The organism is Acinetobacter indicus CIP 110367 (genome assembly GCF_000488255.1).
Taxonomy (GTDB): Bacteria; Pseudomonadota; Gammaproteobacteria; order Pseudomonadales; family Moraxellaceae; genus Acinetobacter; species Acinetobacter indicus.
In genome coordinates, this window is sequence record NZ_KI530754.1 from 423,597 (window position 1) to 449,251 (window position 25,655).

The window sequence follows — 25,655 nt, forward strand, 5'->3', positions numbered from 1 at the left end:
GGTTATGGAATCATCCATGGGAACACATAAGCTTGTAGAGTGATAATAATACCGATCATTACGGTGAACGTGATACTGTGTTTCACGGTAAAGCGGAATAAATCCGATTCTTTACCGACTAAACCGACTGCCGCACAGGCAATTGCAATCGATTGCGGCGAAATCATTTTGCCTGTAACACCACCACTGGTATTGGCAGCAACAAGTAACACTTCTGGCACACCAATTTGCTGTGCAGTTGTGGCTTGTAAGGCTGCGAATAACGCATTGGCTGATGTGTCTGAACCAGTCAGGAATACTCCAATCCAGCCTAAAAATGGCGAGAAGAAAGTAAATGCATTACCTGTATGAGCCAAAGCCAATGCCAAGGTCGCAGACATACCTGAATAATTGGCGATAAAAGCAAAGGCCAGCACCATACCAATGGAATAAATCGGTGTTTTTAATTCATTGATGGTTTCTGCAAAGGTTTTGACAGCTTCACGTGGTTTCATTTTTAAATAAATGATGGTGATGAAAGCCGCAATCATAATTGCAGTACCCGTGGCACTCAGCCAGTCAAACTTAAAGATGGCATCGTAGTCTTTGACGTCTGCCACCACAGGCGGCATTTTTTGTACCAGTTGATGTAAAAATGGCACCTTGATGGAAATGACCCAATCATGCATTGCACCATCTTTAGCAAATAAATCTTTGAACGGTTTGATGCTCCAAATGGTGACCATCACCGTTAACACTGCAAAGGGTGACCATGCTTTAACAATCTGCCCTATGCTGTATTTTTGCTGTTGTTCTGCAACCAAGTTGGCATCTACTTTTGTGTCTGCATCGCTAAAACGGAAAATGTGTTTTGGCTGCCAGAATTTAAATAAGACCGTTAAACTAATCAAAGAGGCAATTGCAGCTGTAATGTCTGGTAACTCAGGCCCAACAAAGTTAGAGGTCAAGTATTGTGCAATCGCAAAAGCACCACCACCCACCAACACTGCAGGCCAAGTTTCTTTCACACCGCGCCAGCCATCCATAATTGCCATAATCCAGAACAGCACAATAGGCACCATAAATGGCAACTGACGTCCAACCATCTGGCTAATTTCCATGGTTTCTACACCCGAAACCTGACCCGCCACAATAATTGGAATCCCCATTGCGCCAAACGCAACAGGTGCGGTGTTCACAATCAGACATAAACCCGCAGCGTATAAAGGCTTAAAGCCCAAACCCACCAATAAAGCTGCAGTAATTGCCACTGGCGCCCCAAAGCCCGCTGCACCTTCTAAAAATGTCCCAAACGCAAAGCCGACTAATAGCATCTGGAGACGCTGATCTTCTGTAATCGAAAGAATAGATGAGCGAATAATGTTAAATTGCCCTGTTTTTACAGAGATTTTATATAAGAATAATGCGCCAATAATAATCCATGCGATTGGCCACAAACCGTAGAAAAATCCATAGATCAATGAAGCAAAAGCCATTGGTGCAGGCATGCCATAGGCAAATAAAGACACTAATAACGCCAAAATCACCGTAATTGTTCCCGCAACACTTCCCTTTAAGCGAAATACAGCTAGTGCCAAAAAGAAAAAAATAATCGGGATTGATGCAATAAGACTCGAAATCCAAATATTTGCCATTGGATCATAGATCTGTTGCCAATGTTGAAGCATTGTCATCTCCTTGAAATGCTCACTCAAACGTAAACATAGGTCTAAGCATAGAGGTAAAATTCTAATTTTGGTCTGACCAATATTGAAATAAAAATCAAAATACCCTCAATATTTGCAACAAATAATAGTTTTATACAAATAAATGTCAATATTGGTCTGATTATTTATTTAAATGGTCATACCAATTTAAATTAAGATGATCTATGTTTGCAGCATAAAAAATGCGGTGAAGAAAAATTTAAACTTTGTTTTTTCTGTAGTTTTTAAAAGGAGGGAAAAACCAAATTTATTTCGCACAGCTTTATACAACTTTAGTCCAATACAATGGAATCAGTGTGCTTTCTTCTAAGATGAATTGAACGCTTGATAAAATGAATCGTAGATAAATTCAGCTCAAGTGGCCGCTATTCGGTTTAGAAAACATGTTGGTTAAAGAATATTTTAGACAAAAAAATAATGCCATTGTTGACTGCAACAATGGCATTATCGTGTATTTATAACAGCAGATCATAAGCTTATCTATGGGCTTAGCCTGTCACCCCCCACGTTTAGACGTTTTAAACGCGAAATATGCAAATCAATTTGCCCTGCAATTTCAGGTAAAATTTGCTTTAAGAACTGGCTATAGTTCATTGCATCTTCTGCTCTTAATACGCCTGCTTGTACCAATTGTTCCTGCTGTAGCAACATACTTTGTACACGGTTTAAATCAGGTTTTTGCCCTTGGCTTAACCCTGTACTAATTTGCTCAAAGCCTAAATACAACTGATCACGTTGCTGGATTAATTGCTGCATTTCAACTGCAGATACAGCAGCACGCTCTAGCATAGCGTTTGTTTCAATTACATTTTCAGATTCATCTGAAAATAGACTTTGCGTTGTTTCTATCTCTGTGGAAGCTGCGTTCGGTTTCACCCATACTGTTTCCGAAACAGTCTTATTCGGCGGTTGAAACATATACACCACGGTAAACAACACCGCGACAGCCAAAACAAAAAAGCCAATACCGAGCCATCGAGTCCCTTTCATGTGCATGCTCCATAGGTAAACCATTCTAAAATGCGCTCATTTCAAATATCGTCTTGAGCGCTTTAGTATGTTTTGCCTGTTATGATCGGCTTAAAAATTACGGCGTCGACCAATCGCTTGGTGCATAACCCAAACGTACTCGCTGTGGGTGATTCCCTACTGGCACACTGCGGACTTTTTCTCCTGTAGCGAAGTCAATCACCGTGACCACATCGGTTTCACTTTCTGAAATTACACAGCTTTTGCCATCCGGACTGCGCGTAGCCCAATACGGTTTACCGGCCGGAATGAGCTTGGTGGCCTGCAAAGTACGTCGGTCCACAATAGTGGCATAGTCATCCATGGTGCCTGCCACACAGAGCTTTTCGCCATCGGCACTAATGGATAAACCATGATGGCGCGAGTCATTAACCCATTTGGTCCGGTCTTTAGGAATAGTGCTACTACCCGGCAGTTGGGCGATGCGAGTAATTTTGTCCTGATTTAAATCATATTCCACCAGACCATTAAAGAAAGATACCTGCGCATAGAGCTTGCTTTCATCTTTACTGAACACCATCGGACGTACCGAGTTCGACAGGTCTTTACGTCCAAAAGCATCTAAAGCCGGACGAAAATCAATTTTTTTCAGCACCTTATAGGTATTGGCATCGGCGATGGTGATATAGCGTTTGCCCTTGGTGAAATCCTGCCATTGAGCATCCATGGAAGTTTCCACATTGCCAATTGCCGAGTTCAGAATTTTACTGCCATTAGCAAAATAGATATTTTCATGTGGCTTATCGCCCGTTGCAAAACGGCCCAGCTCTTTCCCGGTATGAATGTCCAAGACATGCACCACATTACCTGAAGATGCAGATACGGCCACACGCTGCCCATCTGGTGAAACCGCCATGTGGTCTGCACGGAAACCTTCGACTGGCGTACGCCAATTAATTTTGCCCGTTTTAATGTTGATGGATACCACATCGGCAAAACTTGGACGTGAAGCTACAATGGATTGTCCATCTGGGGTGGAATACATATCATCCACCAACTGGTCATTGCCCTTACCTGCAGTTTGTTGAATGTAAGTGTAGGCAATTAATTTCACTGGATTTAAATGAATTTCTAATAAGCGTTCTTTGCGGTCAGGAATCATATTGACCACGCCCACTTTGCCAAAATCACCGGAAGGACGAATCACCGTGACCGTTCCATCTCAGTTATTGCCAACAAAGAAAACCTGTTTGGAATTGGCCGGTGCAGGCATTTCTGTAGATGCTGCCTGAGCAACGCTAGCGCTGAGTGCCGTGACAGCACAAACGGCCGGCAGCAGATATTTACGCAGGGTATTTTTATAGCCCATGTTATTGTTTTCCTAACCATGTGTTCATTTTTAATTTGTTCTTGTCATACTCACGTCTCAACACTGCATCAGCATAAAGACAACAGGCCCTAGAAATCTATCCGCTTGCTGTAAAATCCGACGGAAGTCCATCTGATCTTGCAAATTGAGCATCAATAAGCTCCGGTTTTTGCAATACATCTTATTAGTGCAAATCCGTAGCAGCCGTGTGCCCTTTGCAAGTTGTGCAGAAAGGATTAAACTGCGGGCACCACTTGTTTTTATGCCCTGCTCTGTGACCCATGACCTGATCCAGCTCCGTAAACAGCTGCGCAAACAACGCCGCCAGTTAAACCGCTTTCAGCAACGTCAGGCTGAGCAGCAGGTATTGCAGCGGTTACGTGCATGGCCGGCGTATCGGCAGGCTCAGAAAATTGGCGTGTATTTACATGCCTTTGGTGAAATTCATACCACTAAAATCATTGAACTCTGTTTTGCCCAAGGTAAACAGGTGTATTTACCAATGATCTGTAATATGAATGACCGGCTGGTCTGGGTGCGTATCCAGCAAGGTCAATATCGTAATAAACGCTTTGCCTACCATCGTTTGGGTATGCAGGAACCGATGGCCAGTCGTGGCCAGCATGTCTCCGAACTTGATCTGCTCTTGATGCCTTTACTGGCCTGTGACCGGCACGGAACCCGGATTGGGATGGGCGGCGGCTATTATGATAAAACGCTGGCCAGCGCCCCGACCACACCGCTGCGGGTCGGGCTGTGTCATGATTTCCAGATTGTGGATGTCCCTTTGGCGCGTGAGGCCTGGGATCAGCCGTTAGATGCCCTGATCAGTCCACATTTCCAGTATTCTTTTCAGCGCAAGTTTGCGATTTATAATCATTAACAATGAATTAAAATCATCAACTTAGCTAAATTTCCAACAATTTATAGGCTTCGGCCCTTGTAATTTTTAAATTACCCATCACTATAAAAAACATGGCAACACCGTTGTCACTCATTAGGAGTGCCCATGTCTGAAATTATTATGAATGAACAAACCTTAGAGCCTCAGGTTCCAAGTGTATTACCGCTTTTAGCGCTACGTGACGTGGTGGTTTATCCGCACATGCAAATTGCGCTATTTGTAGGTCGTGAAAAATCGATCAATGCAGTTGATGTGGCTCGTAACAGTGACAATCTAGTATTTGTAGTTGCGCAAAAAGATTCGCTTACAGAAGAAATTGATCACGACAATTTATATCAATACGGTACTGTCGCGAAGATTGTGCAAGTTGTGAATCACGAAAATGATGAGAACTGCATCAAAGTCCTGATTGAAGGTCTGCATCGCTCGAAGCTGGTCGAAATTATCGAAGAAGAGGACCATCTAAAAGCAGAACATCAGTTAAGCCCAATGACGGTTGCGGTAGACAGTGAGGTTCAGGCCACACGTGTGCTCGAATTGCGTGCCCTGTTTGCACAATATGCCGAAGCAAAATTACGGAATGCGCGTGAACTGATTGCTGCGGTCAACAAAATTGATGACCTGCTGCAATTGCTGTTTTTTGTGGCGACCCGCGTTCCACTGAATATCGAAGTGAAACAGAAATTCCTGGAACACGACGAGTTTGAAGCACATTTACAGGAACTCATGACCTATTTGCTGCAACAGTCTGAAGAACAGCAGATTGAGCAAACCCTGCATGATTCTGTCAAACGCCAGATGGAAAAAAACCAGCGCGAATACTTCCTGAATGAAAAAATGAAAGTCATTCAGCGCGAACTTTCCGATATGAATGGCGGTGCGGAAGATGACGTTGCGGAAATTGAAAAACGTTTGGCCGAAGCTGATTTACCAGAACACGTGCGTAAAAAAGCCGAATCTGAACTGCGCAAGTTAAAAGCCATGCAACCGGCGTCGAGTGAAGCGGCGGTGGTCCGTAACTATCTTGAAGTAATTCTGGATACGCCGTGGAACAAGGCCAGCAAAGTCAGCATCAACCTGAATAAAGCGCAGGAAATTCTGGATGCCGATCACTATGGTCTGGACGAAGTCAAAGAACGCATTGTGGAATATCTGGCAGTTCAATCACGCGTGAAAAAACTGCGTGGCCCGATTCTGTGTCTGGTGGGTCCTCCGGGTGTTGGTAAAACCTCTTTGGGTGAATCAATTGCCAAAGCCACTGGCCGTGAATTTGTGCGCATGGCGCTAGGCGGGGTCCGTGATGAAGCGGAAATCCGTGGTCACCGTCGTACCTATATTGGTGCAATGCCGGGTAAAATTGTGCAGTCTTTAACCAAAGTTGGCGTCAAGAACCCGCTGTTCCTGCTCGACGAAATTGACAAGATGGCGCAAGACTACCGTGGCGATCCTGCCTCGGCGATGCTGGAAGTACTCGATCCATCACAAAACAACAAGTTCAATGATCACTATTTAGATCTGGACCTGGACCTGTCTGAAGTGATGTTTATCTGTACCGCCAACAGCATGAATATTCCTGAAGCACTTCTGGATCGTATGGAAGTGATTCGTCTTCCGGGTTATACCGAAGAAGAAAAAGTGAATATCGCCGATCGTTACCTGGTGCCAAAAGCCATCAAGAATAACGGTTTACGTGGCAAAGAACTGACCGTACATGAAGAAGCGATTCGTGACATTGTACGTCGTTATACCCGTGAAGCCGGTGTGCGTAGCCTGGAACGTGAAGTCTCTAAAATTGCACGTAAAGTGGTCAAAGAAGCGGTCAGCAAAAAAGCCAAAAACCTGCAGGTTGAGGTCAACGCGGGCAACTTGCCAGACTACTTGGGTCCACACAAATTCGACTTCGGCATGGCGGAAGAAGAAGCAGAAGTGGGTCGCGTAAATGGTTTGGCCTGGACCTCTGTGGGCGGTGAATTACTGACCATTGAAGTGGCGACCATGAAAGGCAAAGGCACTTTCATTACCACCGGTTCACTCGGTGATGTCATGCAGGAGTCGATTAAAGCAGCCATGACTGTGGTGCGTACCCGTGCCGACTCTTTGGGCATTGAATCTTCAGTCTTTGCTGAAACTGATGTACACGTGCATTTACCTGAAGGTGCAACACCAAAAGATGGTCCATCGGCAGGTCTGGCGCTGACTACCGCGCTGGTGTCGGCATTTACCGGTATTCCAATCCGTCCGGATATTGCCATGACCGGTGAAACCAGCTTGCGTGGTCGTGCTATGCGCATTGGTGGCTTGAAAGAGAAACTGTTAGCCGCACACCGTGGTGGTATTAAACTGGTGTTTATTCCACAGGAAAACGTCCGTGACCTGGCGGAAATTCCGGATAACGTCAAAGACGGTCTGGAAATTAAAGCAGTGAAATCCATTGATGAGATTTTACCGCTGGCATTAACCTCAATGCCAAAACCGCTGGTGAAAGCGCCGATTGTAAAACCGGTAGAAGAAGGTAAGGCTGCACGTCACTAAGTGGTGCCTTCATATCTTCTCCACAAAAGAGAGCTTCAGCTCTCTTTTGTTGTTTTCGGGTGATGAAATGTTCCACTTGAAAAATTTCCGTTCATCTCCATCTATAATAATACAGAGCATATTGCTGTAAGTTTCTTTTTTTATTCCTGCTCATCGAATGGCCATTCAAACTCCAGATGAATGGCCTGTTTGACCGCAGTCCTACTCTATTTCAGGGCTGCGTTTTTTATGGCCGCTTATGGCGTCGCCCCGAGCAGTTGATGAATCAGCCCATCAATCACCTGGCCCATTTTGGTGACATTTAAAGTATCCAGCGTATCCTTTTCGGTATGATAATTCGGATTACGATAATGCGAAGTATCGGTAATCAGCAGTGCTGGAATATCATGCTGCCAATAACTGCGATGATCCGAAAACCCGGCTGCACTGACAAACGCCGGCATCACCAGCCGTTCACACTGCAATTTATCTAACAGGCGCATCTGCTGACAGTATTGCTCACCCAGCGCATTGGACTGAAAATTACTGATCGCGGCAATATAATTGCCATGACTTGGATAAATCCATTTTAACCCCATCGGATACTGCTGGATTAAACGCGAATCATAGTAGCCAATCATTTCCAGCACATAGACTGCCTGAATATGCTCTTTTTCGGCCAGAATAGATTTGGCATGTACCTGACTGCCCATAAACTCGGTCTGATAATACGGTGCTTCTTGCAGGGTATAAAAAACAAACTCGACATTATGCGGCAGCTTGGTTTTTTCCTGGCTTAAGATACGCGCTATTTCAATTAATCCGGCCACACCGGAAGCATTGTCATCGGCGCCCTTCTGGTTGCCATGCACATCATAATGTGCACCTAAAATCACCCGATCTGAACGGCCCACCTTTAAATGACAGACCACATTGCGATAACTTTTTCCATTGACCGGATAAGTCTGGTACTGGCATGGAATGCCGAATAAACGCATCTGCTCTTTAATCCAGGCCGAAACCCGGTTCAATTCTTCAATATTTTTATGATTGCGGTACACACCCGGCGGCCCGATAATCTGCTGCAAATAGACTTTCAAATTTTGCGGATCAGCCGGTTCATATAATGAAATGGCGGCGGATAGCGGCTGCATCCAGCCCAGCAGCAAAGTACAACCCAATATCCCTAAACCGTTTTTAATCTGTTGAAATAACCACATTTATTATTGTTCCATACAAAAGCAGGTTTTATTGTCCTGTGGCTCATTAAAGCAACAGCAGCATACAGATTACAATTTCAAATTGTGTCTTTTCTCCTGCACAAGCGGCTTTCAAGGTTATAATTACTTTTCATTTTCTTGCCTGTTTTATTATGAAAATCCGTATTCTGACCATTGGTCAAAAAATGCCGGCTTGGGTACTGACTGGTTTTGAAGATTATTTCAAACGTATACAGCCTTTTGTACAAACCCAGATTATTGAATTGCCGATGGCCAAACGTGGCAAAAATGATTCAGAAGCCGATATTTTAAAATACCGGCAGATTGAAGGTGATAGCATCTTAAATGCTCTGAAAGCCAATGAAACCCTGATTGCACTGGAAGTGGGTGGGCGTGAATTCAGCACCGAAAAACTGGCTGAAACCATGAAAGGCTGGATGCTGGAAGGCAATGATATTGCCCTGGCCATTGGCGGCCCGGATGGTCATTCGGAAGCAGTGCGTAAAGCTGCAGCATGGCACTGGTCTTTATCTAAACTGACCCTGCCACATCCACTGGTGCGAGTGATGCTGATTGAACAGCTGTACCGGGCCATGAGCATTAACCATAATCATCCTTATCATCGGGCGGGTTAAGAAAACCCTACCCATTGTTTCGTATTTAGAACATTCTGTTGAACCCGACCCGGTTTAATAAAGCATGTCGCTTTGACATGATAGGACCAGAATCGTGACATAGGCTTTCATTATGAATTTACAGACCCTTCCCGGCTTATTTATATCGCATGGTTCGCCTATGCTCGCGCTCAATCCTGAACAGGTCGGGCCGGCACTTGCACGTTTAAGCACCAATCTGCCGAAACCGCAGGCGATTGTGGTGATGTCGGCGCATTGGGAAAGTCGCAGTCTTGAAGTCAACACCGGTATTCGTCCAGAAACTTGGCATGATTTCCGCGGCTTCCCGGAAGAGCTGTACCAGATTCGCTATCCGGCGCCAGGACAACCGGAACTGGCCGAAGAAATATTACAGCTACTGGCCAATGCCGGTTTTAATGCGCATGCCAACAGCACCCGCCCGCGCGATCATGGGGTATGGATGCCATTGCTGCATATGTATCCTGAAGCCGACATTCCGGTAATTGAAGTGTCGTTGCCGATGCATCTGCAAGCTGCAGATCTGTACAAGATTGGCCAGACCTTGGCGGTGTTACGTGAACGCCAAATTCTGCTGATTGGTTCAGGTAGTATTACCCACAATTTAAGAGAGCTATCTTGGGACAACCAGCACAGCGCGGTGCCGGAATGGGCTTCGACCTTCCGTAATTATGTGGTCAGCAAACTGGCACATCAGGACTATGATGCGGTACTGGACTGGCCGACCATTCCGTATGTGCATCGCAACCATCCAACCATCGAACATCTGGCCCCCCTGTTTTTTAGCATGGGCACCGGGCATCGTTTTAGTATTGTGCATAGCAGCTTTACCATGGGCGCACTGGGTATGGATATTTACCGCTTTGACTAAAATCTAGCGCGACCAAACATAATTTTTTCTTATTTATTAACAAAAAATTATTTATGGATACATTTTGCAACCGGAAAAGGGCAAATGTATCCATTTTTTTTAAATAGCAAATCGGTTATATTCTGATGAATTTCCGATAAGTGCTTTATTTATAAAATGAAACTCAAATATTTAGCCATTTTACTTTTCCCTTTAAGCTTGGCCGCTTGCCAGAGTAGTGATCTGCAACGTGCGGGAGATCTTGCAGTGTCTGTATTACAACAACAAAATACCGATAAGATTGTCAGCGCTTACCAATGGTCTTTAGATACCGGTGCAGCCAAACCCCTGACCCTGAATTTTAATGACAATGGCCGTTTAAGTATTGGCACCAGCTGTAACCAGATGGGTGGTAACTGGCAGATTAACAACAACCAGTTACAGGTGGGTATGTTAATCAGTACCGAAATGGCCTGTGAAGCCAGCGCCATGCAGCAGGAACGTTTTGCTGCTGCCCTGTTCCAAAAACCTGTCAGCGTGCAGCTGGACATGAAAAATACGCAACAACCGAGCTTAATCTTGACCGCTGCAGATGGCCAGCAACATACTTTTCAGGGCAAAATGACACCGGAAACCAAATACCAGTCGGCCGGTGAAACCATCTTCCTGGAAATTTCCCCGGAAACCAAAGCCTGTACCGGCGTTGCTCCACAAACCTGCTTGCAGGTACGCGAAGTCAAATACAATGAACAGGGTCTGAAAACCCAAGTTGATCAGGACTGGACTTTATTCTATGACCAAATTGAAGGCTTTCAGCACAATCCGAATGAACGCCAGATTATTCGGGTCAAGCGTTATGAACTGAAAAACCCGGCGGCTGATCAATCCAAATATGCCTATGTACACGATATGACGGTTGAAACTGGCCGGATCAATTAACAGCAGATCTTTAAAAAATAACCCATAAAAAAACCGAGGTCAGTGCCTCGGTTTTTTCAGCTTATACGCAGTTAAAACTTAGTATACGCCTTGAGCCAGCATTGCATCAGCAACTTTTACGAAGCCTGCAATGTTCGCGCCGTCTACGTAGTTAACAGTACCATCTTCCTGAGTACCGTATTTCACGCAGTTGCGGTGAATTTCTTTCATGATTGCGTGTAAACGCTCATCTACTTCTTCAAACGTCCAGCCCAAACGTAATGCGTTTTGAGACATTTCCAGACCAGAAGTCGCTACACCACCAGCATTTGATGCTTTACCTGGTGCATACAGAATTTTCGCCTCAACGAATTTCTCAACTGCGTCTAAAGTAGACGGCATGTTGGCACCTTCAGCCACACAGATTGCACCGTTAGCCAGTAATACCTCAGCATCTTCACCGTTTAACTCGTTTTGAGTTGCACATGGCAGCGCGATGTCACACTTGATACCCCAAGGACGTTTGCCTTCCAAGTATTCAAAACCGTGTTTAGACGCAAATTCAGAGATACGGCCACGTTTGATGTTTTTCAGATCCATCACTTCTTTCAGCAATTCGTCTGTGAAACCATCTTTTACATACACAGTACCGTTAGAGTCAGACAGTGAAACCACTTTCGCGCCCAGGAACATGGCTTTTTCAGCAGCGTATTGCGCGACGTTACCTGAACCAGAGATTGCTACGACTTTGTCTTTGAAGCTGTCGCCACGAGTTTTCAGCATTTCCTCAGCGAAATAAACTGTACCGTAACCTGTTGCTTCTGGACGTGCCAAAGAACCACCAAATGTTAAGCCTTTGCCCGTGAACACACATGAAGTGTCATTGCTCAGCTTTTTCATCATACCGGCCATATAGCCAACTTCACGGCCACCTACACCAATATCACCCGCCGGGATATCTGTGTCTGAACCTAAATGACGATAAAGCTCGATCATTAACGCCTGGCAGAAACGCATGATTTCGCCTTCAGATTTACCTTTAGGGTCAAAGTCTGAACCGCCTTTACCGCCGCCCATTGGCAAAGTAGTTAAGGCATTTTTGAAAGTCTGTTCAAAACCTAAGAATTTCAGGATAGACAAGTTCACTGACGGGTGAAAACGCATACCACCTTTGTATGGACCAATTGCCGAGTTGTATTGAACACGGAACGCACGGTTCACATGAGTTTGACCCTGATCATCTACCCAGGAAACGCGGAACTGGATCGCACGTTCTGGCTCGACTAAACGCTCTAACAGACCATGTGCAGCGTATTGAGGATTCTTTTCAATGAATGGCCACAGGCTGGTCATCACCTCTTCTACTGCTTGTAGAAACTCTGGTTGATAGGCATCACGTGTTTTAACGTAATCTAGGAAATCGTTAAGGCTGTTATATTTCAACGCTTAATCCTCAGCAGAATGTTGGATCAAAATTGGGCAAAATTTCAATCAATGATTTATTTTGGCGCAAAATATTAAATATCTTTTGTTAACAATCTACAATAGTTTTTTTCAAAAAACTTTATTTAATCCATATTTTCAATAAATTAGATTGATCAAAATTGAAAAATTATTCCATTTTTTGTAAGCAAATATGTATTTAAAATTGACCATTTTGCCCAAAAATAAAGCAGATTATGGTCCAACTTTGTACACAAGCTTAATGCTTGAAAACATGCTAGAATCTGCGGCTCAGGTTTATTGTTCGCTTTCTCTGCGCCCTTCGCAGCCGTGGTTTTTACATGAATTCGCAAATTGCTCTCATCCAGAATATTGATGCCCTGCTTCCTCAAACCCAATGCGGTTTATGTGGACATCGGGATGGATGTTTACCCTATGCAAAGTCAATTGCCGAAGGTGAAGCCGCCAATAAATGTGTACCGGGCGGTCAACCGGTTGCCGATGCGCTGGCCAACCTGCTGGGCAGAGAACGCTTAACCGCCGAAGCCAGTGTCTGGCCCATTCAGTCCGATGGCCGTCCGCAGCGTATGAAAGCGGTGATTCGTGAAGATGAATGTATTGGCTGTACCAAATGTATTAATGCCTGCCCGGTCGATGCCATTTTAGGTTCCGGCAAACTGATGCACAGCATTCTGACCGACCTGTGTACCGGCTGTGAACTGTGTATTCCACCCTGCCCGGTGGACTGTATTGATCTGGTTGAAGATGTCAAACCCGTACCCACAGACGCGGAACGGATGAGCGAGCAGAAGGATTTACGCCAGCGCTATTATGCGCACATTCAGCGTGAAGAGCTGCGCCGCCTGCACCGTAAAGGGCCCGTGGTGCGTGCTGAAATTGATACCGCGCTGTTCGCCCAGTTCTCGCAGCAGACCGATGCCGTACCGGAAATCCAGATGGTTGAAAAAGCCGATCATCCGGCTGTCACCCACGATGCCAAAACCACCATCGAGCTGGCCAAGCTCAGAACCCAGATCAAAAAATTAGAAAAACAGCTGAGTGTGCGTGAAGATGCCAACAAGCGCGCGCAACTGGCGCAGCTTCAGCAACAATTACAGCACTTACAGGGAGAGGCCTAATTCATGAGCAGCGCAGTCAAACCGGTAAAAAACTTGACCCGAAAGCAGGTCTATACCTTTTTTGAGCGCTTGCGTGAACAGCGTCCGCATCCAACCACCGAACTGAATTTCTCCTCACCGTTTGAATTGCTGGTGGCAGTGACCTTATCGGCGCAGGCCACCGATGTTAGCGTGAACAAAGCCACAGACAAATTATTTCCAGTAGCGAATACTCCGGAAGCGATTTATGCACTGGGGGTTGATGGACTAAAGGACTATATCAAGACCATTGGCCTATATAATTCCAAAGCGGAAAATGTGATTAAGGCCTGTAAAATCCTGATTGAAAAGCATAACAGCCAGGTACCGGAAAATCGGGCCGATCTGGAAGCCTTGCCGGGTGTGGGGCGTAAAACAGCCAATGTGGTGCTGAACACGGCGTTTGGTCAACCGACCATGGCAGTCGACACGCATATTTTCCGTGTCGGCAACCGGACCGGTTTAGCCGTGGGTAAAAATGTGCTGGAAGTGGAGCACCGTCTGGTGAAGGTGATTCCCAAAGAATTTATCGTTGATGCACATCACTGGCTAATTCTGCATGGCCGCTATTGCTGTATTGCCCGCAAGCCTAAATGCTATGAATGTGTAGTGGCCGATGTCTGTAACTGGCCAGACCGGTTTGAGTTTGGAGCTGCGCGCCAGATTGCAGTCAAAAATATTGAAGCTGAATCCTGAATTCAGCTTTTTTTATACTTGAAGATGACCTGCGCTGCATATTCGAGGTAGATCATTCAATAATGCTGATCTAAGCCGGGCGACCAAAAGCCGCTTAGTCTTGTGCGTCTTTATCTTGCGCTTTTTTCTGCTGCTCTAATTGCGCCTGCAATTTAGGATGCAATTGACGTTGCTGTGGCTGGTTGGCATTTTCAGCACGTTCTTCCTGACGCACTTTTAGCAGCATTTTATAGCTGATATAAAACAGACCCACCAACATGGCCAGGAACAGCACCATTAAAATTAACATACCAATTTTCACCGAGGCAGTTTCCTTATACGCACGCAAATAAAAAAGGAGCCCTACTATGACCGAGGACTCCCTTAAAGTCAAAACAATCAGCGGGTGATTATTTTGCCTGATCTAAAATTGCGAACAGATCCGCTTGTACATCTTCAATTGGACGTAGACCGTTAAGTTTGTCATACGTCGGTGCATTTTCACCTGTCGCTGCGCGGCCTTGGTAGAAACCAACCAGTTGCTCAGTTTCAGTGTGGTAAGACGCTAAACGCTTACGAATGGTTTCTTCCTGGTCATCTGGACGTTGTACCAGATCTTCACCCGTTTCATCATCTTTACCTTCCACTTTTGGCGGATTGTAAACGATGTGATAAACACGACCAGAAGCCGGGTGCTGACGGCGACCAGACAGACGCTGTACGATTTCTTCGTCCGGTACATCAATTTCAATCACGTGATCAATGTTGATGCCTTCTTTTTCCAGCGCTTCCGCTTGTGGAATGGTACGCGGGAAACCATCAAAAATGCAGCCATTGGCACAATCAGGTTGAGCAATACGCTCTTTCACTAAACCGATGATCAATTCATCTGAAACCAAACCACCGCTTTCCATTACGTTTTTAGCCTGTAGACCTAATTCAGTACCTTCACGAATCGCAGCACGGAGCATATCACCGGTTGAAATTTGTGGGATATTGTAGCGCTTACAGATCAACTGAGCTTGTGTACCTTTACCTGCTCCAGGTGGTCCGAGTAAGATAATGCGCATAAAAAAACATCCTCATTTTTAACAATGTACATGACACTTTGTTCATGACGAACTCAGGTTCGACATGCTGTCCAGCATCCAATTATAAGAAAGCGACAAACAAATGTATTAAACCAGCAATAAAACCGGTTACCCCTCCCAATACAATCAAGATCCATTCATCTTCCTGAAAGGCAGGACGCAATAAATTTTGAAACTCTCTTGGTGTAAGTTCAAGAATACGTTCTCTAAACATTTGATAGATTTTCTGTGCACGGCTCGCATTAAAGGCTGGGTCGCATACAGGCACCATCGTAATTTCAATTGAGCGATCGATCAAGTCTGTCTTGAGTTTCGCGTATTCTTTTGGCCCTAAAGACAATTGTAAAGAGGTTCTGACCAGTGGGGTTTCCATAATTTCATTAATATGGCGTTTAACAATCCGACGGGTCTTGTCTTTTTTACTGCCATACATCATTTCGGTCATAATGGATTTTAAAGTAATTAAATCTTCGGTGACCACACTGGCAAATACATCAGACACCTCTTCCTGGCGCTTCATAAAGGCACCCTGAACATTATAGGTGCCAATGCGCGGAATAACAGGTTTAATCCACGGAAATTTGCGACTCTGTGTTCGCGTAAAAAATTGTGGATACTTCACATAATGCGGTTCAATCGGGTTGAACACCATCCAGATCGCAATCCAGTTGGTTAAAAAGCCCCAGATGGCGGCCCAGAATGGTACGGTCCAGTGCCACGGCACAATAAACCAGACAATCATCTGGAATATACCAAAGAACATCCCGATTAACGCACTGATATGCCAGATAAAGTTAATTTCTTTCTGGCCCACTTTCAGGAACATACGCACCATTAAACGGCGGTCGCCTTCCATCTGGCGTACCACCATTTCGCGCATATCCACCAGTGACTCGACATTCAAAGTCAGTTCAGTGACCAGTTCACGTAGCACCGCAGGCAGCTGTTTATGTGCCTGGGCATAAATGCGGCGTTTAATTGAATAGGGCAGGTTCTCCCACAGCACAGCATTGCGATCGATCATCACCTCATCAATTAAATGCTCCAGCTCGAAACCGACCTGCTCGCCAATAATCCGTGCCATATCTTCCGGGTCCATGGCATCCAGAAATTCGCGCAATGAGCCCAGTTTAGACAAGGTATTGTCGGTAATAATGCCTGAAATACGCCCGGCTTTTCTCGGCACAATCCCCTGCCAGCCCACCGGCAACGGCCCCAGATGAAAGCCCCAGAAATTAATGGGATAGAACACCATTTTCAGTGCCATCCACACGTGGGCCCAGGTCACAAAAGCGGTGACAGGGATAATGCTGAGCACAGCCCAAAAATCCGGGCGATTCAAAAAGGTTTGCCACAACTGATTGATGTACTCAAGCATGCATATTTTCCATATTTATTTCTAATTACCGGATTCTAAAAGCATTTAACTCGCTATTCTGGCTATAAACCCACACTTAAAGTATAGGAAAATTGTAGTTTTGGCTCGGTTTCTGCAATCACCCGACCGGCCCGATCTTCCAGTTTTTCACCTGCACCAATCCCCACACTAAAGGTACTGATCCGTTCACGGCTCAGCAAGACATAAGCAAGATCTACACCAGCGCCCAGACGTGCTTTCTCTTTCTGGTCGACCACTTTGGATTCAAGATGACCCGCATAAGCTCCGATATAATAACCATTTTTATCTTTACCGGTGAAATGATATGGCAAGCGAAAGCCAATTTGTCCACCCGGTTCATGATCCCCATTTAAAAATGCCCCGGCTTTGGCATAGGCAATGCCGTAGGGATTGACCCATTCTGCATTTAAATGAAGTAATTTTTGTGTAATTCCTGCCCCGACATTCCAGGTTTTTGTATCTTCCCCGGTCAATTTTGCCTTCGGGAAAAAAGAAGATTCTTCGGCATAGGCCACATTGCACAGCGCAATACATGCCACTAAGGAATATACTTTTTTCATTATTTTCACCAAGTTCCTTAATTCTAATTGTAAAACAATCCTGTTTTATTTTTTTGACTGTAGCAGATTTACCCAGATTCTTATATACAGCAGCCGATCTTTTTATTGTCGCAAAAGTCAAAAATCTAAATCGCATTATTTGTGTCGAATCGGTCATGCAGGCATACGCAAAGCGCTGTGTTATCGGCTAGAATAACAGCCCTATTCTCATCTCCTTGATCTGTTTAAGCCGATTGCATATGAAACAGCACTTTCCTTTAAAAAACGTTCAGCAAGAAAAGCGCATTTTTCGCAATCGGGTGTTCATCTCTATCGGGCTGGTCAGTTTCTTTTTGCTGCTGCTGGTGGTGCGTTATGCCTATCTGCAAATCAGCAACTTTGATGAGTTTGCCACCGCATCTGACAAAAACCGGATTCGCCTGCAACCCTTAGCGCCCGCGCGCGGTTATATTTATGACCGTAATGGGGTATTGCTGGCCGATAACTATCCGGTCTTTACCGCGACCTTAAGCCGGGCCGATGTCGAAGATATTGATGCCACCATCGAACGGCTGACCCCGATTCTGGAACTGACTGAAGAAGATATTGAACGCTTCCAGAGCCGGATTAAAACCGCACGTAAAACTGAACGGGTGTCCATTAAACTGAATCTGAACGAAACCGATATTGCCCGTTTCAGTGAAGTGAAATTCCAGTTTTCCGGGGTGAATATTGAAACCCAGATGACCCGTTACTATCCACATGGTGAGCTGTTTGCGCATGTGATTGGTTATGTGGGCCGGATCAATGACAAAGAGCTGAAAGAGATTGATAAAGATGCCTACGCCGGCACCAACCTGATTGGTAAAATTGGCGTAGAAAAATCATATGAGCATTTACTGCACGGCGTACCGGGTAATGAATCGGTCGAGGCCGATGCACACGGTAATGTACTGCGTCATTTGGGCCGTAAAGACCCAGTTCGCGGTAATGATCTCTACTTGTCCTTAGATTATGGCTTACAAGTGGTGGCCTCTGAACAGCTGGCCGGCCGTCGTGGTGCGATTGTCGCGCTTGATCCACGTACCGGGGAAATTCTGGCGCTGGTGTCAAGCCCCAGCTTTAACCCGAATCTCTTTGTCACCGGCATCAGCCATACCAACTATGCCGCCCTGCGCGACAATATTGACCAGCCGCTATATAACCGTGCCGTACAAGGAGTCTATCCGCCCGGCTCGACCATTAAGCCAATGTTTGGTTTAGGCGGGATTCATTATGGTCTGGTCGACTGGAGCACTGCGATTCAGGATTATGGCTATTTCACCTTACCAGGCGACAGCCACCGTTTCCGTGACCATAAAAAATCGGGGCATGGCATTGTCAATATGCACACTGCTCAGGTGGTGTCCTGTGATACCTATTTCTATGTACTGTCCTACCGGATGGGCATTGAAAAGATGAATGACTGGATGCGCCAGTTTGGTTTTAGTGAGCACACTGGTGTTGATTTACCAAGTGAAAGCACTGGTTTATACCCGAGTCCGGAATGGAAGATGCGTACCCGCAATGCCAAATGGATGCGTGGTGAGACCATTTCCGTCAGTATTGGTCAGGGTGCCTTTACCGCAACACCATTACAACTGGCCATGGCTACGGCCATTACCGCCAACCAGGGCTTTAAAGTCACGCCACACGTGCTGCGTGAAAGCCGCGGTGCACGGCCATTTAAGGTGCATAATGGTACCAATGGCCGCATTGAATTTAACGGGACCGATGAAGACTGGATTAAAATGCGCGATGCCATGGTTGATGTCATTCAATCAGGCACCGGTAAAGGCATTAAAAGCGGCCTGCAATATTCAATTGCCGGAAAAACCGGGACCGCGCAGGTCAAAAGTATTGCGCAGGGCAAACGCTATAATGAAGCACTGCTCACCGACCGTCAGCTTGACCACGGTTTATTTGTCGGCTTCGCTCCGGCAGAAAAACCTGAAATTGCCATTGCGGTGATTCTGGAAAATGGCCGTGGTGGGAGTGCTGCCACTGCCCTGGCCCGTCCAATTCTGGATTACTGGCTACTCAACAAAGACAAGAATCCGATTCGCCCATCTGCGGCCCAAATTAGTGGTGGCCTGATGACCGCCGGTTTAAAGCCAAGTGAACTGCCAAGTGCCGAAGGTGCTCGTAGCACCACCACTCCGGCTCAGGATACTGCTGCATCTGCGCCAGCAACACCGGCCGCTGCCCCATCTGCCACAATAGAGAGTGACTAAACCATGAAAAACCAGCTACGAATTATTGGTGGAGACTGGAAACGTCGCCAGTTGGCCTTTGCCAGTATTGACGGTTTACGCCCGACGCCGGACCGGGTGCGTGAAACCCTGTTTAACTGGCTGATGTGGGATGTGCAAAATGCCAAAGTACTGGACCTGTGTGCCGGCTCGGGGGCGCTTTCCTTTGAAGCGCTATCACGTGGTGCTGCACAGGTCACCATGATTGAACCGGACCGCACTCAAGCCCAGTTCCTGACCCAGAACCTAGAACTGTTAAAAGTCACCAAAGCCCGGGCCCAGTTAAAAATCAGTACTGCACAGCAGGCGCTGGCCAGTCTGAAAGACAGCTATGATCTGGTGTTTCTTGATCCGCCTTATAGCCTGGATTTATGGGAACAGCTGGCACAACTGGCTGATCCATTAATTCAGGATAAAGGCCTGATTTATGTCGAAGCCGACCGTGATCTAAAACAGCTAAAACTGCCGGCCTCCTGGCAGCAAATCAAGGAAACCAAAGCCGGTACGGTCCGCGCCGGACTGTATCAGAAATCACTTTAACGTTTGATTGAACGGTTATAAAAAAAGGATTCCAGATGGAATCCTTTTTGATTTATACGCCCGGTCGTAATGGACGCTGCACTCCAGAAGTCGGCGGCAAAGCCGTCACTGGTTTGGCCTTAGCTGGATTACTCACCTGTGGCTTCTTCACGGGCGGCTTGTTGGCCACCGGACGATTTGGCTTTACCGGTTTGCTTTGTGCAGGTTTACTCTGTGTCGGTTTATGTGCAGGACGATTGGCCTGACCCGGTTTTTGCCCATGCGGACGTTGAGCATGCGGTCGATTCACTGGCTTAACCGATGGACGCTGCTGAATATACACCGGACGGCGTTCATGTTCCCAACGCGACACGGTATATGGATAGCTTGAATAGCCTCGATCATATCCGGTATAGACGCTATGTCGTGGACCACTCTCATACGGCGTGACCACACACCCGGTAAGTGCCACCGCCACCAGCGACACAAAAGCCAGCTTTTTCATGCAATTTATCCCCTGTTCAGATGGCTGCATTTTCAGCAATCAGCATGAATTTACTGGCAATTTTTTGTTGCGTTCCTGTATGTGCAAGTTCATATTTCATCCATATCTAGGCTATTTTTCTGGTGGATAAAAGAAAAGACTGGCCGAGTTTCTGTCGAGTTAAGGTTATATCTGCCCTGCCTGATCTACTATTTGCAAGTGGAGACCAAAATTGGTTCAGAAAGATGAGCTTTTGACTCGATATTCAAGCAGTGCAAATGTTGAATACTCACAAGAAAAAAGACAGCCGTAGCCATCTTTTTAGAATCAGGGAAAAATAGAGATATTGCTTAGGCTATTTAGTTTTTAAACAGGCCCTGTTTTTCAATAAACTCAATAATCTGCTCCAAACCATCTTTGGTTTTCATATTGGAAAATAAAAATGGTTTTTCGCCACGCATACGTTTGGCATCTTGGTCCATGATATCGAGATTAGCCCCGACCATTGGCGCTAGATCTGTTTTATTAATGATTAGTAAATCTGACTTGGTAATGCCCGGTCCACCTTTACGTGGAATCTTTTCACCGCCTGCAACATCAATCACATACAAGGTCAAATCCGACAGTTCAGGGCTAAAGGTCGCAGCCAAATTATCGCCGCCACTTTCAATAATAATTAGCTCTAGACCATCAAACTTTTCACATAAGTCATCAATAGCTGCAAGGTTAATGGAGGCATCTTCACGAATCGCGGTATGCGGACAGCCCCCTGTTTCGACCCCGACAATACGGTCAGGTGTCATCGCTTCATTGCGGGTTAAAAAGTTGGAATCTTCTTTGGTGTAAATATCGTTGGTCACCACCGCCATGTTATAGCGTGTACGCAACGCTTGGCATAAATTCAGCGTCAATGCGGTTTTACCTGAGCCAACTGGACCACCGATACCGACACGTAATGGAGAGCGTTCTGTCATGTTAATTTTCCTTATAAAAGCCCTCTCCTTCTAGGAGATGAGCATTAATACTGCGCAAGGGTGAGGTCATCCCCTCTCCCTTACCCTCTCCCATAGGGAGAGGGAATATTGATTAAATTTTTAATCCCTCTAAATCTCCCTTTTAAAAGGGAGACTTTCTTAGGATCTAAATAATCGTGAATACTGTGTTTCATGTGCCATACTGAGCATGGCGTAATTCGGTAATGCACTGCTCAGTTGACCATCTTCGAGTAACAATGCTTTTTCAATTGCCTGTGGGACTAAGCCATGCAAATGCCACAAAATGCGTTGTCCGCTCATTTGTCCAAGTGGCACAGTTTTTACAGCACCCAAAACCTGATTTTCTAAAACGGTAAAGGTATACGCTGTCAGCACATCTGCTTCATTCAGTTGTAAACGACCGCAAAGCTGTGCATAGACAGGCACAAAGCCCATTTGCTTCTTCACGGTTACCGGCATTTTTAGAACGTCTTTAATCCATGCATTTAAGGAAAATGCCAATTGCTGCGACTCGGCTAAAAGCTCACGACTTTCACGACTGGCACGGTAGATATTTGCCCAATGCTCAAACTGCTCATCATCGTCATGGCTTTGCATTAGTCGTTTTAAAATCGGCAGTTCAAAACGTACGAGTAGCATTTCCAAGACTTCTTCAAAGTAGGCAATGCTGGTGTTTTCATCTTGAATTAAGCCTTGCTCAATGGCAGTTTCCACCCCTTGCGAATAGCAATATGCCCCTACAGGTAACGCTGTAGATGATAGCGTCAGCAGTTTGAGCAAATGCGCTGCATTAGTGATGGGCATGAGCGTGAATCGCTTTGATTGGGCTTAAACGATGGTCATGTGCATGTTGTGCGTATGCACCGCTTTCCGGTTCAAATGGATGTTCAACTTCATTGACGGTTAAACCGAGTCCAACCACCATTTCTGCTAAAACGTGGTCAGGCTCAAAATAGAGTGCACTTGGTGTCAGCATCAGTGGTACATGGCGGTTACCAAGGTGATAGGCAGCTTTCAGTAAATCGAAATCCGTTTTTGCGACCACTTGCATCAGGCGTTCAGGTTTAGCATCGACTCTTAAAATGTCGCCTTGTTCGGTGGCAATAAATGAGCCGCTACGCAAAATTCCTGTGCGTGGTAGGTCTGCACCAATATCTGTTCCGTTTTTGAGTGTTGCACGAAATCGGCTCTTTTGACGGGTGTCGAAACTGAGTTCGACGGTTTCAAAAGTGCTTCCCTCTGAAATGTGTTCTATTCGTTGAGTGTAGATTTTCATGCTGTTCCTTTTGTCACGAAGATGTTTTGCTGTGAGTCATGTTTTTCAATTTCAAAGCAAAATATCTGTAAATTTACGCATCAAAAGTAAGCAGTTTTTATGCCAATTATGAGTTTTCTTGGTGCATCAATATTTTTTAATTTGATCAAGATTCTAACTTGTAAAAACACATATTTTTTTATAGATTTATTAAACAATAAAATTAAATAAGTAAAACATGAAATTAGACCTGCCTGAAAGTATCACCTTAAATTGCCCTAGCTGTAAAAGTGAGTACCTAGCTATAGATGAATATAAAATCGTTAGTTGTCAAACATGCAGTCTAAAAATTCATAAAGATGAGTTGATTAATCAAAACAATCTTGAGGAAAAAATCAACATTGAACAATTATCGAAAGATTTAACAAAAGAAATTCAAAAAATATTTAAAGGAAAAAATTGGAAATAAACATGCAAATCAATTGGGAACTCACTATTGCAGGACTTTCAGCGATATTTTCTGCTATATCAATTGGCTTTGCTATGTATAGTTTTTTCTCTTTCCGTTCACTTAATAGAAAAGTTATTGAACAACAAATCAAGATTAATGATCTTATATTAAATAAAGAAGTTGAGCATATTAAGGAAAATAATAGAGCAGAACTTAGAGCCTATATGACTTCATCTTCAAAGAGCCATTATTTAGTTGTTACAAACACAGGAAAGGCAACTGCAGAAAATGTGAACCTAGACATATTAGTAGACAAAAAATTTCAAAATTATTTTTGCAATATAGATGAAATTTTTCCTATGAATCTTAATTCTGGACATTCAGGAAAAATCATATGTTCTAGGAGCTACGATTTCCCAAGTAAATTCACAATTAAACTAACTTGGGATGATCAGTTCAAAAAAAATAATGTGCAAAATATTGATATAGTCAGCTAAGGGTCTAGAAATAAATCTAATTATTTATATACCCTTAATATCCTCCAAGAGCTTAAAACAAGAAATACCTTTGCGCCATTGGCAACACTTCCGCAGGCTCACAGGTCAGCAACTGACCATCTGCACGAACTTCATAAATTTCAGGATCAACTTCCATCACAGGGCAGTAAGTATTCAGCTTCATATCTTTCTTCTGAATATCCCGTGTGCCTTTACATGGGCTAATCAACTTTTTCAGCCCTAGCTTTTCATGCACACTCGCATCAATCGCCACTTGCGACAAAAACGTAATACAGGTGTTATGCACACCACGGGCATTGGCACCAAACATCGGACGATAATGCACTGGCTGCGGTGTTGGAATTGACGCATTAATATCGCCCATTGGCGCTGCCGCAATCATCCCGCCTTTAATAATCATCGACGGTTTTACACCAAAAAAGGCAGGCTTCCACAGCACTAAATCGGCAAGTTTTCCGACTTCTACCGAACCGATTTCATGGCTTAAACCATGGGTAATGGCAGGGTTAATCGTATATTTGGCGATATAACGCTTCACTCGATTATTGTCATGCGTGGCATTATCATCTTCTAAAGGACCACGCTGCACTTTCATTTTATGTGCGGTTTGCCATGTGCGTATCACCACTTCACCGACACGTCCCATCGCCTGCGAGTCCGAGGACATCATGGCAATTGCACCTAAATCCTGCAAAATATCTTCCGCAGCAATGGTTTCACGGCGAATACGACTTTCCGCAAACGCCACATCTTCCGAAATGGCAGGATCTAAATGGTGACAGACCATCAACATATCCAGATGTTCATCAATGGTGTTGATGGTATAAGGACGGGTTGGATTGGTGGATGATGGCAACACATTCGGCTGACCAATGGCTTTTAAAATATCAGGCGCATGTCCACCGCCCGCACCTTCGGTATGATAAGTGTGAATGGTACGATTTTTAAATGCCGCCAAAGTTTCTTCCAGGAAACCGCTTTCATTTAAGGTATCGGTATGAATTGCCACTTGCACATCAAATTCATCTGCCACCGTCAAACAGTTATCAATCGCGGCTGGTGTAGAGCCCCAATCCTCATGCAGTTTTAAACCGACTACACCTGCTCGAATCTGCTCTGCAATTGGGTCAGGTTGGCTGAGGTTGCCTTTACCAAGCAAGCCAATATTCATCGGTAAATCATCAATCGCTTGTAGCATGGTCGAGATATGCCAAGGTCCCGGTGTCACCGTGGTTGCAGAGGTTCCTGCCGCAGGGCCTGTACCACCGCCAATCATGGTCGTGACACCTGACATGAGTGCTGTTTCAACTTGTTGCGGACAAATCCAGTGAATATGGGTATCGACCCCACCTGCGGTTAAAATTTGCCCTTCACCTGCAATCACTTCAGTAGCAGCACCGAGTGGAATGGTAATATCTGGCTGAATATCAGGATTACCCGCTTTACCAATTTTCCAGATACGTCCGTTCTTTAAACCGACATCGGCTTTAATAATCCCCCACCAATCCACAATTAAGGTATTGGTAATGACGGTATCGGCAACATCATCAGCCAAAAGTTGTGACTGCCCCATCCCATCACGAATAACTTTACCGCCACCAAATTTAACTTCTTCACCATAAGTGGTGAGGTCTTGTTCCACTTCAATAAATAGTTCGGTATCGGCCAAACGAACCCGATCACCCACCGTTGGACCAAACATTTCCGCATAGGCGCGGCGTGACATTTTCATTTTAAT

24 protein-coding genes and 1 pseudogene are annotated in these 25,655 nt (G+C 45.1%); 11 read left to right on the plus strand and 14 right to left on the minus strand.

Annotated elements, in window-relative coordinates:
* Positions 1 to 2: 2 nt before the first annotated feature.
* From lldP to P253_RS06775, 3 genes and pseudogenes are all read right to left on the minus strand, one after another.
* Positions 3 to 1,673: an L-lactate permease gene (gene lldP / locus P253_RS06765; protein WP_171066711.1), complete on the minus strand. Its 1,671-nt coding sequence runs from the start codon at positions 1,671 to 1,673 to the stop codon at positions 3 to 5.
* A gap of 513 nt (positions 1,674 to 2,186) precedes the next feature.
* Positions 2,187 to 2,696: a hypothetical protein gene (locus tag P253_RS06770; protein ID WP_005179264.1), complete on the minus strand. Its 510-nt coding sequence runs from the start codon at positions 2,694 to 2,696 to the stop codon at positions 2,187 to 2,189.
* A 97-nt stretch (positions 2,697 to 2,793) separates the two neighbouring features.
* Positions 2,794 to 4,044: pseudogene (locus P253_RS06775) on the minus strand (YncE family protein).
* A gap of 262 nt (positions 4,045 to 4,306) precedes the next feature.
* Here P253_RS06775 and P253_RS06780 point away from each other — a divergent pair.
* Together P253_RS06780 and lon are read left to right on the plus strand one after the other, a co-directional pair.
* Positions 4,307 to 4,927: a 5-formyltetrahydrofolate cyclo-ligase gene (locus tag P253_RS06780; RefSeq protein ID WP_016659255.1), complete on the plus strand. Its 621-nt coding sequence runs from the start codon at positions 4,307 to 4,309 to the stop codon at positions 4,925 to 4,927.
* Positions 4,928 to 5,053: 126 nt separating this feature from the next.
* Entirely contained in the window at positions 5,054 to 7,480 is a 2,427-nt protein-coding gene (gene lon, locus P253_RS06785; protein ID WP_016659256.1) for an endopeptidase La, read from the plus strand.
* Between the two features lie 236 nt (positions 7,481 to 7,716).
* On the opposite strand, the gene P253_RS06790 is transcribed toward lon, so the two are convergent.
* The gene (locus P253_RS06790; protein WP_005179272.1) at positions 7,717 to 8,679 is read right to left on the minus strand and encodes a M28 family peptidase; all 963 of its coding nucleotides are present in this window, start codon (positions 8,677 to 8,679) and stop codon (positions 7,717 to 7,719) included.
* 152 nt (positions 8,680 to 8,831) lie between these two features.
* Here P253_RS06790 and rlmH point away from each other — a divergent pair, with 152 nt between their 5' ends.
* From rlmH to P253_RS06805, 3 genes are all read left to right on the plus strand, one after another.
* Positions 8,832 to 9,314: a 23S rRNA (pseudouridine(1915)-N(3))-methyltransferase RlmH gene (rlmH, locus tag P253_RS06795; RefSeq protein WP_005179274.1), complete on the plus strand. Its 483-nt coding sequence runs from the start codon at positions 8,832 to 8,834 to the stop codon at positions 9,312 to 9,314.
* A 112-nt stretch (positions 9,315 to 9,426) separates the two neighbouring features.
* On the plus strand, positions 9,427 to 10,203 hold the full coding sequence (locus P253_RS06800; protein WP_016659257.1) for a dioxygenase family protein: 777 nt from the start codon (positions 9,427 to 9,429) through the stop codon (positions 10,201 to 10,203).
* A 156-nt stretch (positions 10,204 to 10,359) separates the two neighbouring features.
* Positions 10,360 to 11,121, plus strand: a complete 762-nt coding sequence (locus tag P253_RS06805; protein WP_016659258.1) for an META and DUF4377 domain-containing protein — start codon at positions 10,360 to 10,362, stop codon at positions 11,119 to 11,121.
* 78 nt (positions 11,122 to 11,199) lie between these two features.
* Here P253_RS06805 and gdhA read toward each other — a convergent pair whose 3' ends face one another.
* Positions 11,200 to 12,543: an NADP-specific glutamate dehydrogenase gene (gdhA, locus tag P253_RS06810; RefSeq protein ID WP_016659259.1), complete on the minus strand. Its 1,344-nt coding sequence runs from the start codon at positions 12,541 to 12,543 to the stop codon at positions 11,200 to 11,202.
* A gap of 341 nt (positions 12,544 to 12,884) precedes the next feature.
* Between gdhA and P253_RS06815 the strand changes: the two genes are divergently transcribed.
* On the plus strand, positions 12,885 to 13,682 hold the full coding sequence (locus P253_RS06815) for an RnfABCDGE type electron transport complex subunit B (RefSeq protein WP_016659260.1): 798 nt from the start codon (positions 12,885 to 12,887) through the stop codon (positions 13,680 to 13,682).
* Positions 13,683 to 13,685: 3 nt separating this feature from the next.
* Positions 13,686 to 14,396 carry an endonuclease III gene (gene nth, locus P253_RS06820; protein WP_005179284.1) on the plus strand — a complete coding sequence of 237 codons (711 nt, stop codon included), beginning with the start codon at positions 13,686 to 13,688 and terminating at the stop codon, positions 14,394 to 14,396.
* Positions 14,397 to 14,490: 94 nt separating this feature from the next.
* Here nth and P253_RS06825 read toward each other — a convergent pair whose 3' ends face one another.
* From P253_RS06825 to P253_RS06840, 4 genes are all read right to left on the minus strand, one after another.
* A complete protein-coding gene (locus P253_RS06825) occupies positions 14,491 to 14,697 on the minus strand; it encodes a hypothetical protein (RefSeq protein ID WP_016659261.1) in 207 nt (68 codons plus the stop codon).
* An 88-nt stretch (positions 14,698 to 14,785) separates the two neighbouring features.
* Positions 14,786 to 15,445, minus strand: a complete 660-nt coding sequence (gene adk, locus P253_RS06830; protein WP_005179287.1) for an adenylate kinase — start codon at positions 15,443 to 15,445, stop codon at positions 14,786 to 14,788.
* A gap of 82 nt (positions 15,446 to 15,527) precedes the next feature.
* Complete coding sequence (locus P253_RS06835; RefSeq protein WP_005179289.1) at positions 15,528 to 16,844, minus strand: DUF445 domain-containing protein; 1,317 nt, start codon at positions 16,842 to 16,844, stop codon at positions 15,528 to 15,530.
* A gap of 62 nt (positions 16,845 to 16,906) precedes the next feature.
* Positions 16,907 to 17,425, minus strand: a complete 519-nt coding sequence (locus P253_RS06840; RefSeq protein ID WP_023274415.1) for a hypothetical protein — start codon at positions 17,423 to 17,425, stop codon at positions 16,907 to 16,909.
* Between the two features lie 239 nt (positions 17,426 to 17,664).
* On the opposite strand from P253_RS06840, the gene mrdA reads away from it, so the two are divergent.
* Complete coding sequence (gene mrdA / locus P253_RS06845) at positions 17,665 to 19,677, plus strand: penicillin-binding protein 2 (protein WP_016659263.1); 2,013 nt, start codon at positions 17,665 to 17,667, stop codon at positions 19,675 to 19,677.
* 3 nt (positions 19,678 to 19,680) lie between these two features.
* Positions 19,681 to 20,235 (plus strand): 16S rRNA (guanine(966)-N(2))-methyltransferase RsmD, encoded by a 555-nt coding sequence (gene rsmD / locus P253_RS06850; protein WP_016659264.1) that lies wholly within the window; start codon positions 19,681 to 19,683, stop codon positions 20,233 to 20,235.
* Between the two features lie 52 nt (positions 20,236 to 20,287).
* Here the strand turns inward: rsmD and P253_RS06855 are convergent, their stop codons facing one another.
* From P253_RS06855 to ureE, 4 genes are all read right to left on the minus strand, one after another.
* On the minus strand, positions 20,288 to 20,719 hold the full coding sequence (locus tag P253_RS06855; protein ID WP_016659265.1) for a hypothetical protein: 432 nt from the start codon (positions 20,717 to 20,719) through the stop codon (positions 20,288 to 20,290).
* A gap of 338 nt (positions 20,720 to 21,057) precedes the next feature.
* Positions 21,058 to 21,672 (minus strand): urease accessory protein UreG, encoded by a 615-nt coding sequence (gene ureG / locus P253_RS06860; protein WP_016659266.1) that lies wholly within the window; start codon positions 21,670 to 21,672, stop codon positions 21,058 to 21,060.
* A 159-nt stretch (positions 21,673 to 21,831) separates the two neighbouring features.
* Positions 21,832 to 22,497 carry an urease accessory protein UreF gene (locus tag P253_RS06865; RefSeq protein ID WP_016659267.1) on the minus strand — a complete coding sequence of 222 codons (666 nt, stop codon included), beginning with the start codon at positions 22,495 to 22,497 and terminating at the stop codon, positions 21,832 to 21,834.
* Positions 22,484 to 22,969 carry an urease accessory protein UreE gene (gene ureE, locus P253_RS06870; RefSeq protein ID WP_016659268.1) on the minus strand — a complete coding sequence of 162 codons (486 nt, stop codon included), beginning with the start codon at positions 22,967 to 22,969 and terminating at the stop codon, positions 22,484 to 22,486. Before ureE ends, P253_RS06865 begins: the two co-directional genes overlap by 14 nt.
* 217 nt (positions 22,970 to 23,186) lie before the next feature.
* On the opposite strand from ureE, the gene P253_RS06875 reads away from it, so the two are divergent.
* Together P253_RS06875 and P253_RS06880 are read left to right on the plus strand one after the other, a co-directional pair.
* Positions 23,187 to 23,417, plus strand: coding sequence for a hypothetical protein (locus tag P253_RS06875; protein WP_016659269.1), 231 nt, complete (start codon positions 23,187 to 23,189; stop codon positions 23,415 to 23,417).
* Positions 23,418 to 23,419: 2 nt separating this feature from the next.
* Positions 23,420 to 23,896 carry a hypothetical protein gene (locus tag P253_RS06880; protein WP_016659270.1) on the plus strand — a complete coding sequence of 159 codons (477 nt, stop codon included), beginning with the start codon at positions 23,420 to 23,422 and terminating at the stop codon, positions 23,894 to 23,896.
* A 52-nt stretch (positions 23,897 to 23,948) separates the two neighbouring features.
* Here the strand turns inward: P253_RS06880 and ureC are convergent, their stop codons facing one another.
* The gene (gene ureC / locus P253_RS06885) at positions 23,949 to 25,649 is read right to left on the minus strand and encodes an urease subunit alpha (RefSeq protein WP_016659271.1); all 1,701 of its coding nucleotides are present in this window, start codon (positions 25,647 to 25,649) and stop codon (positions 23,949 to 23,951) included.
* Positions 25,650 to 25,655 lie beyond the last annotated feature (6 nt).

Bases quoted from the DNA above. Each gene is read 5' to 3' on its own strand.
- lldP (WP_171066711.1), bottom strand. From the start codon at position 1,673: ATGACAATGCTTCAACATTGGCAACAGATCTATGATCCAATGGCAAAT.
- P253_RS06770 (WP_005179264.1), bottom strand. From the start codon at position 2,696: ATGAAAGGGACTCGATGGCTCGGTATTGGCTTTTTTGTTTTGGCTGTC.
- P253_RS06780 (WP_016659255.1), top strand. From the start codon at position 4,307: ATGCCCTGCTCTGTGACCCATGACCTGATCCAGCTCCGTAAACAGCTG.
- lon (WP_016659256.1), top strand. From the start codon at position 5,054: ATGTCTGAAATTATTATGAATGAACAAACCTTAGAGCCTCAGGTTCCA.
- P253_RS06790 (WP_005179272.1), bottom strand. From the start codon at position 8,679: ATGTGGTTATTTCAACAGATTAAAAACGGTTTAGGGATATTGGGTTGT.
- rlmH (WP_005179274.1), top strand. From the start codon at position 8,832: ATGAAAATCCGTATTCTGACCATTGGTCAAAAAATGCCGGCTTGGGTA.
- P253_RS06800 (WP_016659257.1), top strand. From the start codon at position 9,427: ATGAATTTACAGACCCTTCCCGGCTTATTTATATCGCATGGTTCGCCT.
- P253_RS06805 (WP_016659258.1), top strand. From the start codon at position 10,360: ATGAAACTCAAATATTTAGCCATTTTACTTTTCCCTTTAAGCTTGGCC.
- P253_RS06815 (WP_016659260.1), top strand. From the start codon at position 12,885: ATGAATTCGCAAATTGCTCTCATCCAGAATATTGATGCCCTGCTTCCT.
- nth (WP_005179284.1), top strand. From the start codon at position 13,686: ATGAGCAGCGCAGTCAAACCGGTAAAAAACTTGACCCGAAAGCAGGTC.
- adk (WP_005179287.1), bottom strand. From the start codon at position 15,445: ATGCGCATTATCTTACTCGGACCACCTGGAGCAGGTAAAGGTACACAA.
- P253_RS06835 (WP_005179289.1), bottom strand. From the start codon at position 16,844: ATGCTTGAGTACATCAATCAGTTGTGGCAAACCTTTTTGAATCGCCCG.
- P253_RS06840 (WP_023274415.1), bottom strand. From the start codon at position 17,425: ATGAAAAAAGTATATTCCTTAGTGGCATGTATTGCGCTGTGCAATGTG.
- mrdA (WP_016659263.1), top strand. From the start codon at position 17,665: ATGAAACAGCACTTTCCTTTAAAAAACGTTCAGCAAGAAAAGCGCATT.
- rsmD (WP_016659264.1), top strand. From the start codon at position 19,681: ATGAAAAACCAGCTACGAATTATTGGTGGAGACTGGAAACGTCGCCAG.
- P253_RS06855 (WP_016659265.1), bottom strand. From the start codon at position 20,719: ATGAAAAAGCTGGCTTTTGTGTCGCTGGTGGCGGTGGCACTTACCGGG.
- ureG (WP_016659266.1), bottom strand. From the start codon at position 21,672: ATGACAGAACGCTCTCCATTACGTGTCGGTATCGGTGGTCCAGTTGGC.
- P253_RS06865 (WP_016659267.1), bottom strand. From the start codon at position 22,497: ATGCCCATCACTAATGCAGCGCATTTGCTCAAACTGCTGACGCTATCA.
- ureE (WP_016659268.1), bottom strand. From the start codon at position 22,969: ATGAAAATCTACACTCAACGAATAGAACACATTTCAGAGGGAAGCACT.
- P253_RS06875 (WP_016659269.1), top strand. From the start codon at position 23,187: ATGAAATTAGACCTGCCTGAAAGTATCACCTTAAATTGCCCTAGCTGT.
- P253_RS06880 (WP_016659270.1), top strand. From the start codon at position 23,420: ATGCAAATCAATTGGGAACTCACTATTGCAGGACTTTCAGCGATATTT.
- ureC (WP_016659271.1), bottom strand. From the start codon at position 25,649: ATGAAAATGTCACGCCGCGCCTATGCGGAAATGTTTGGTCCAACGGTG.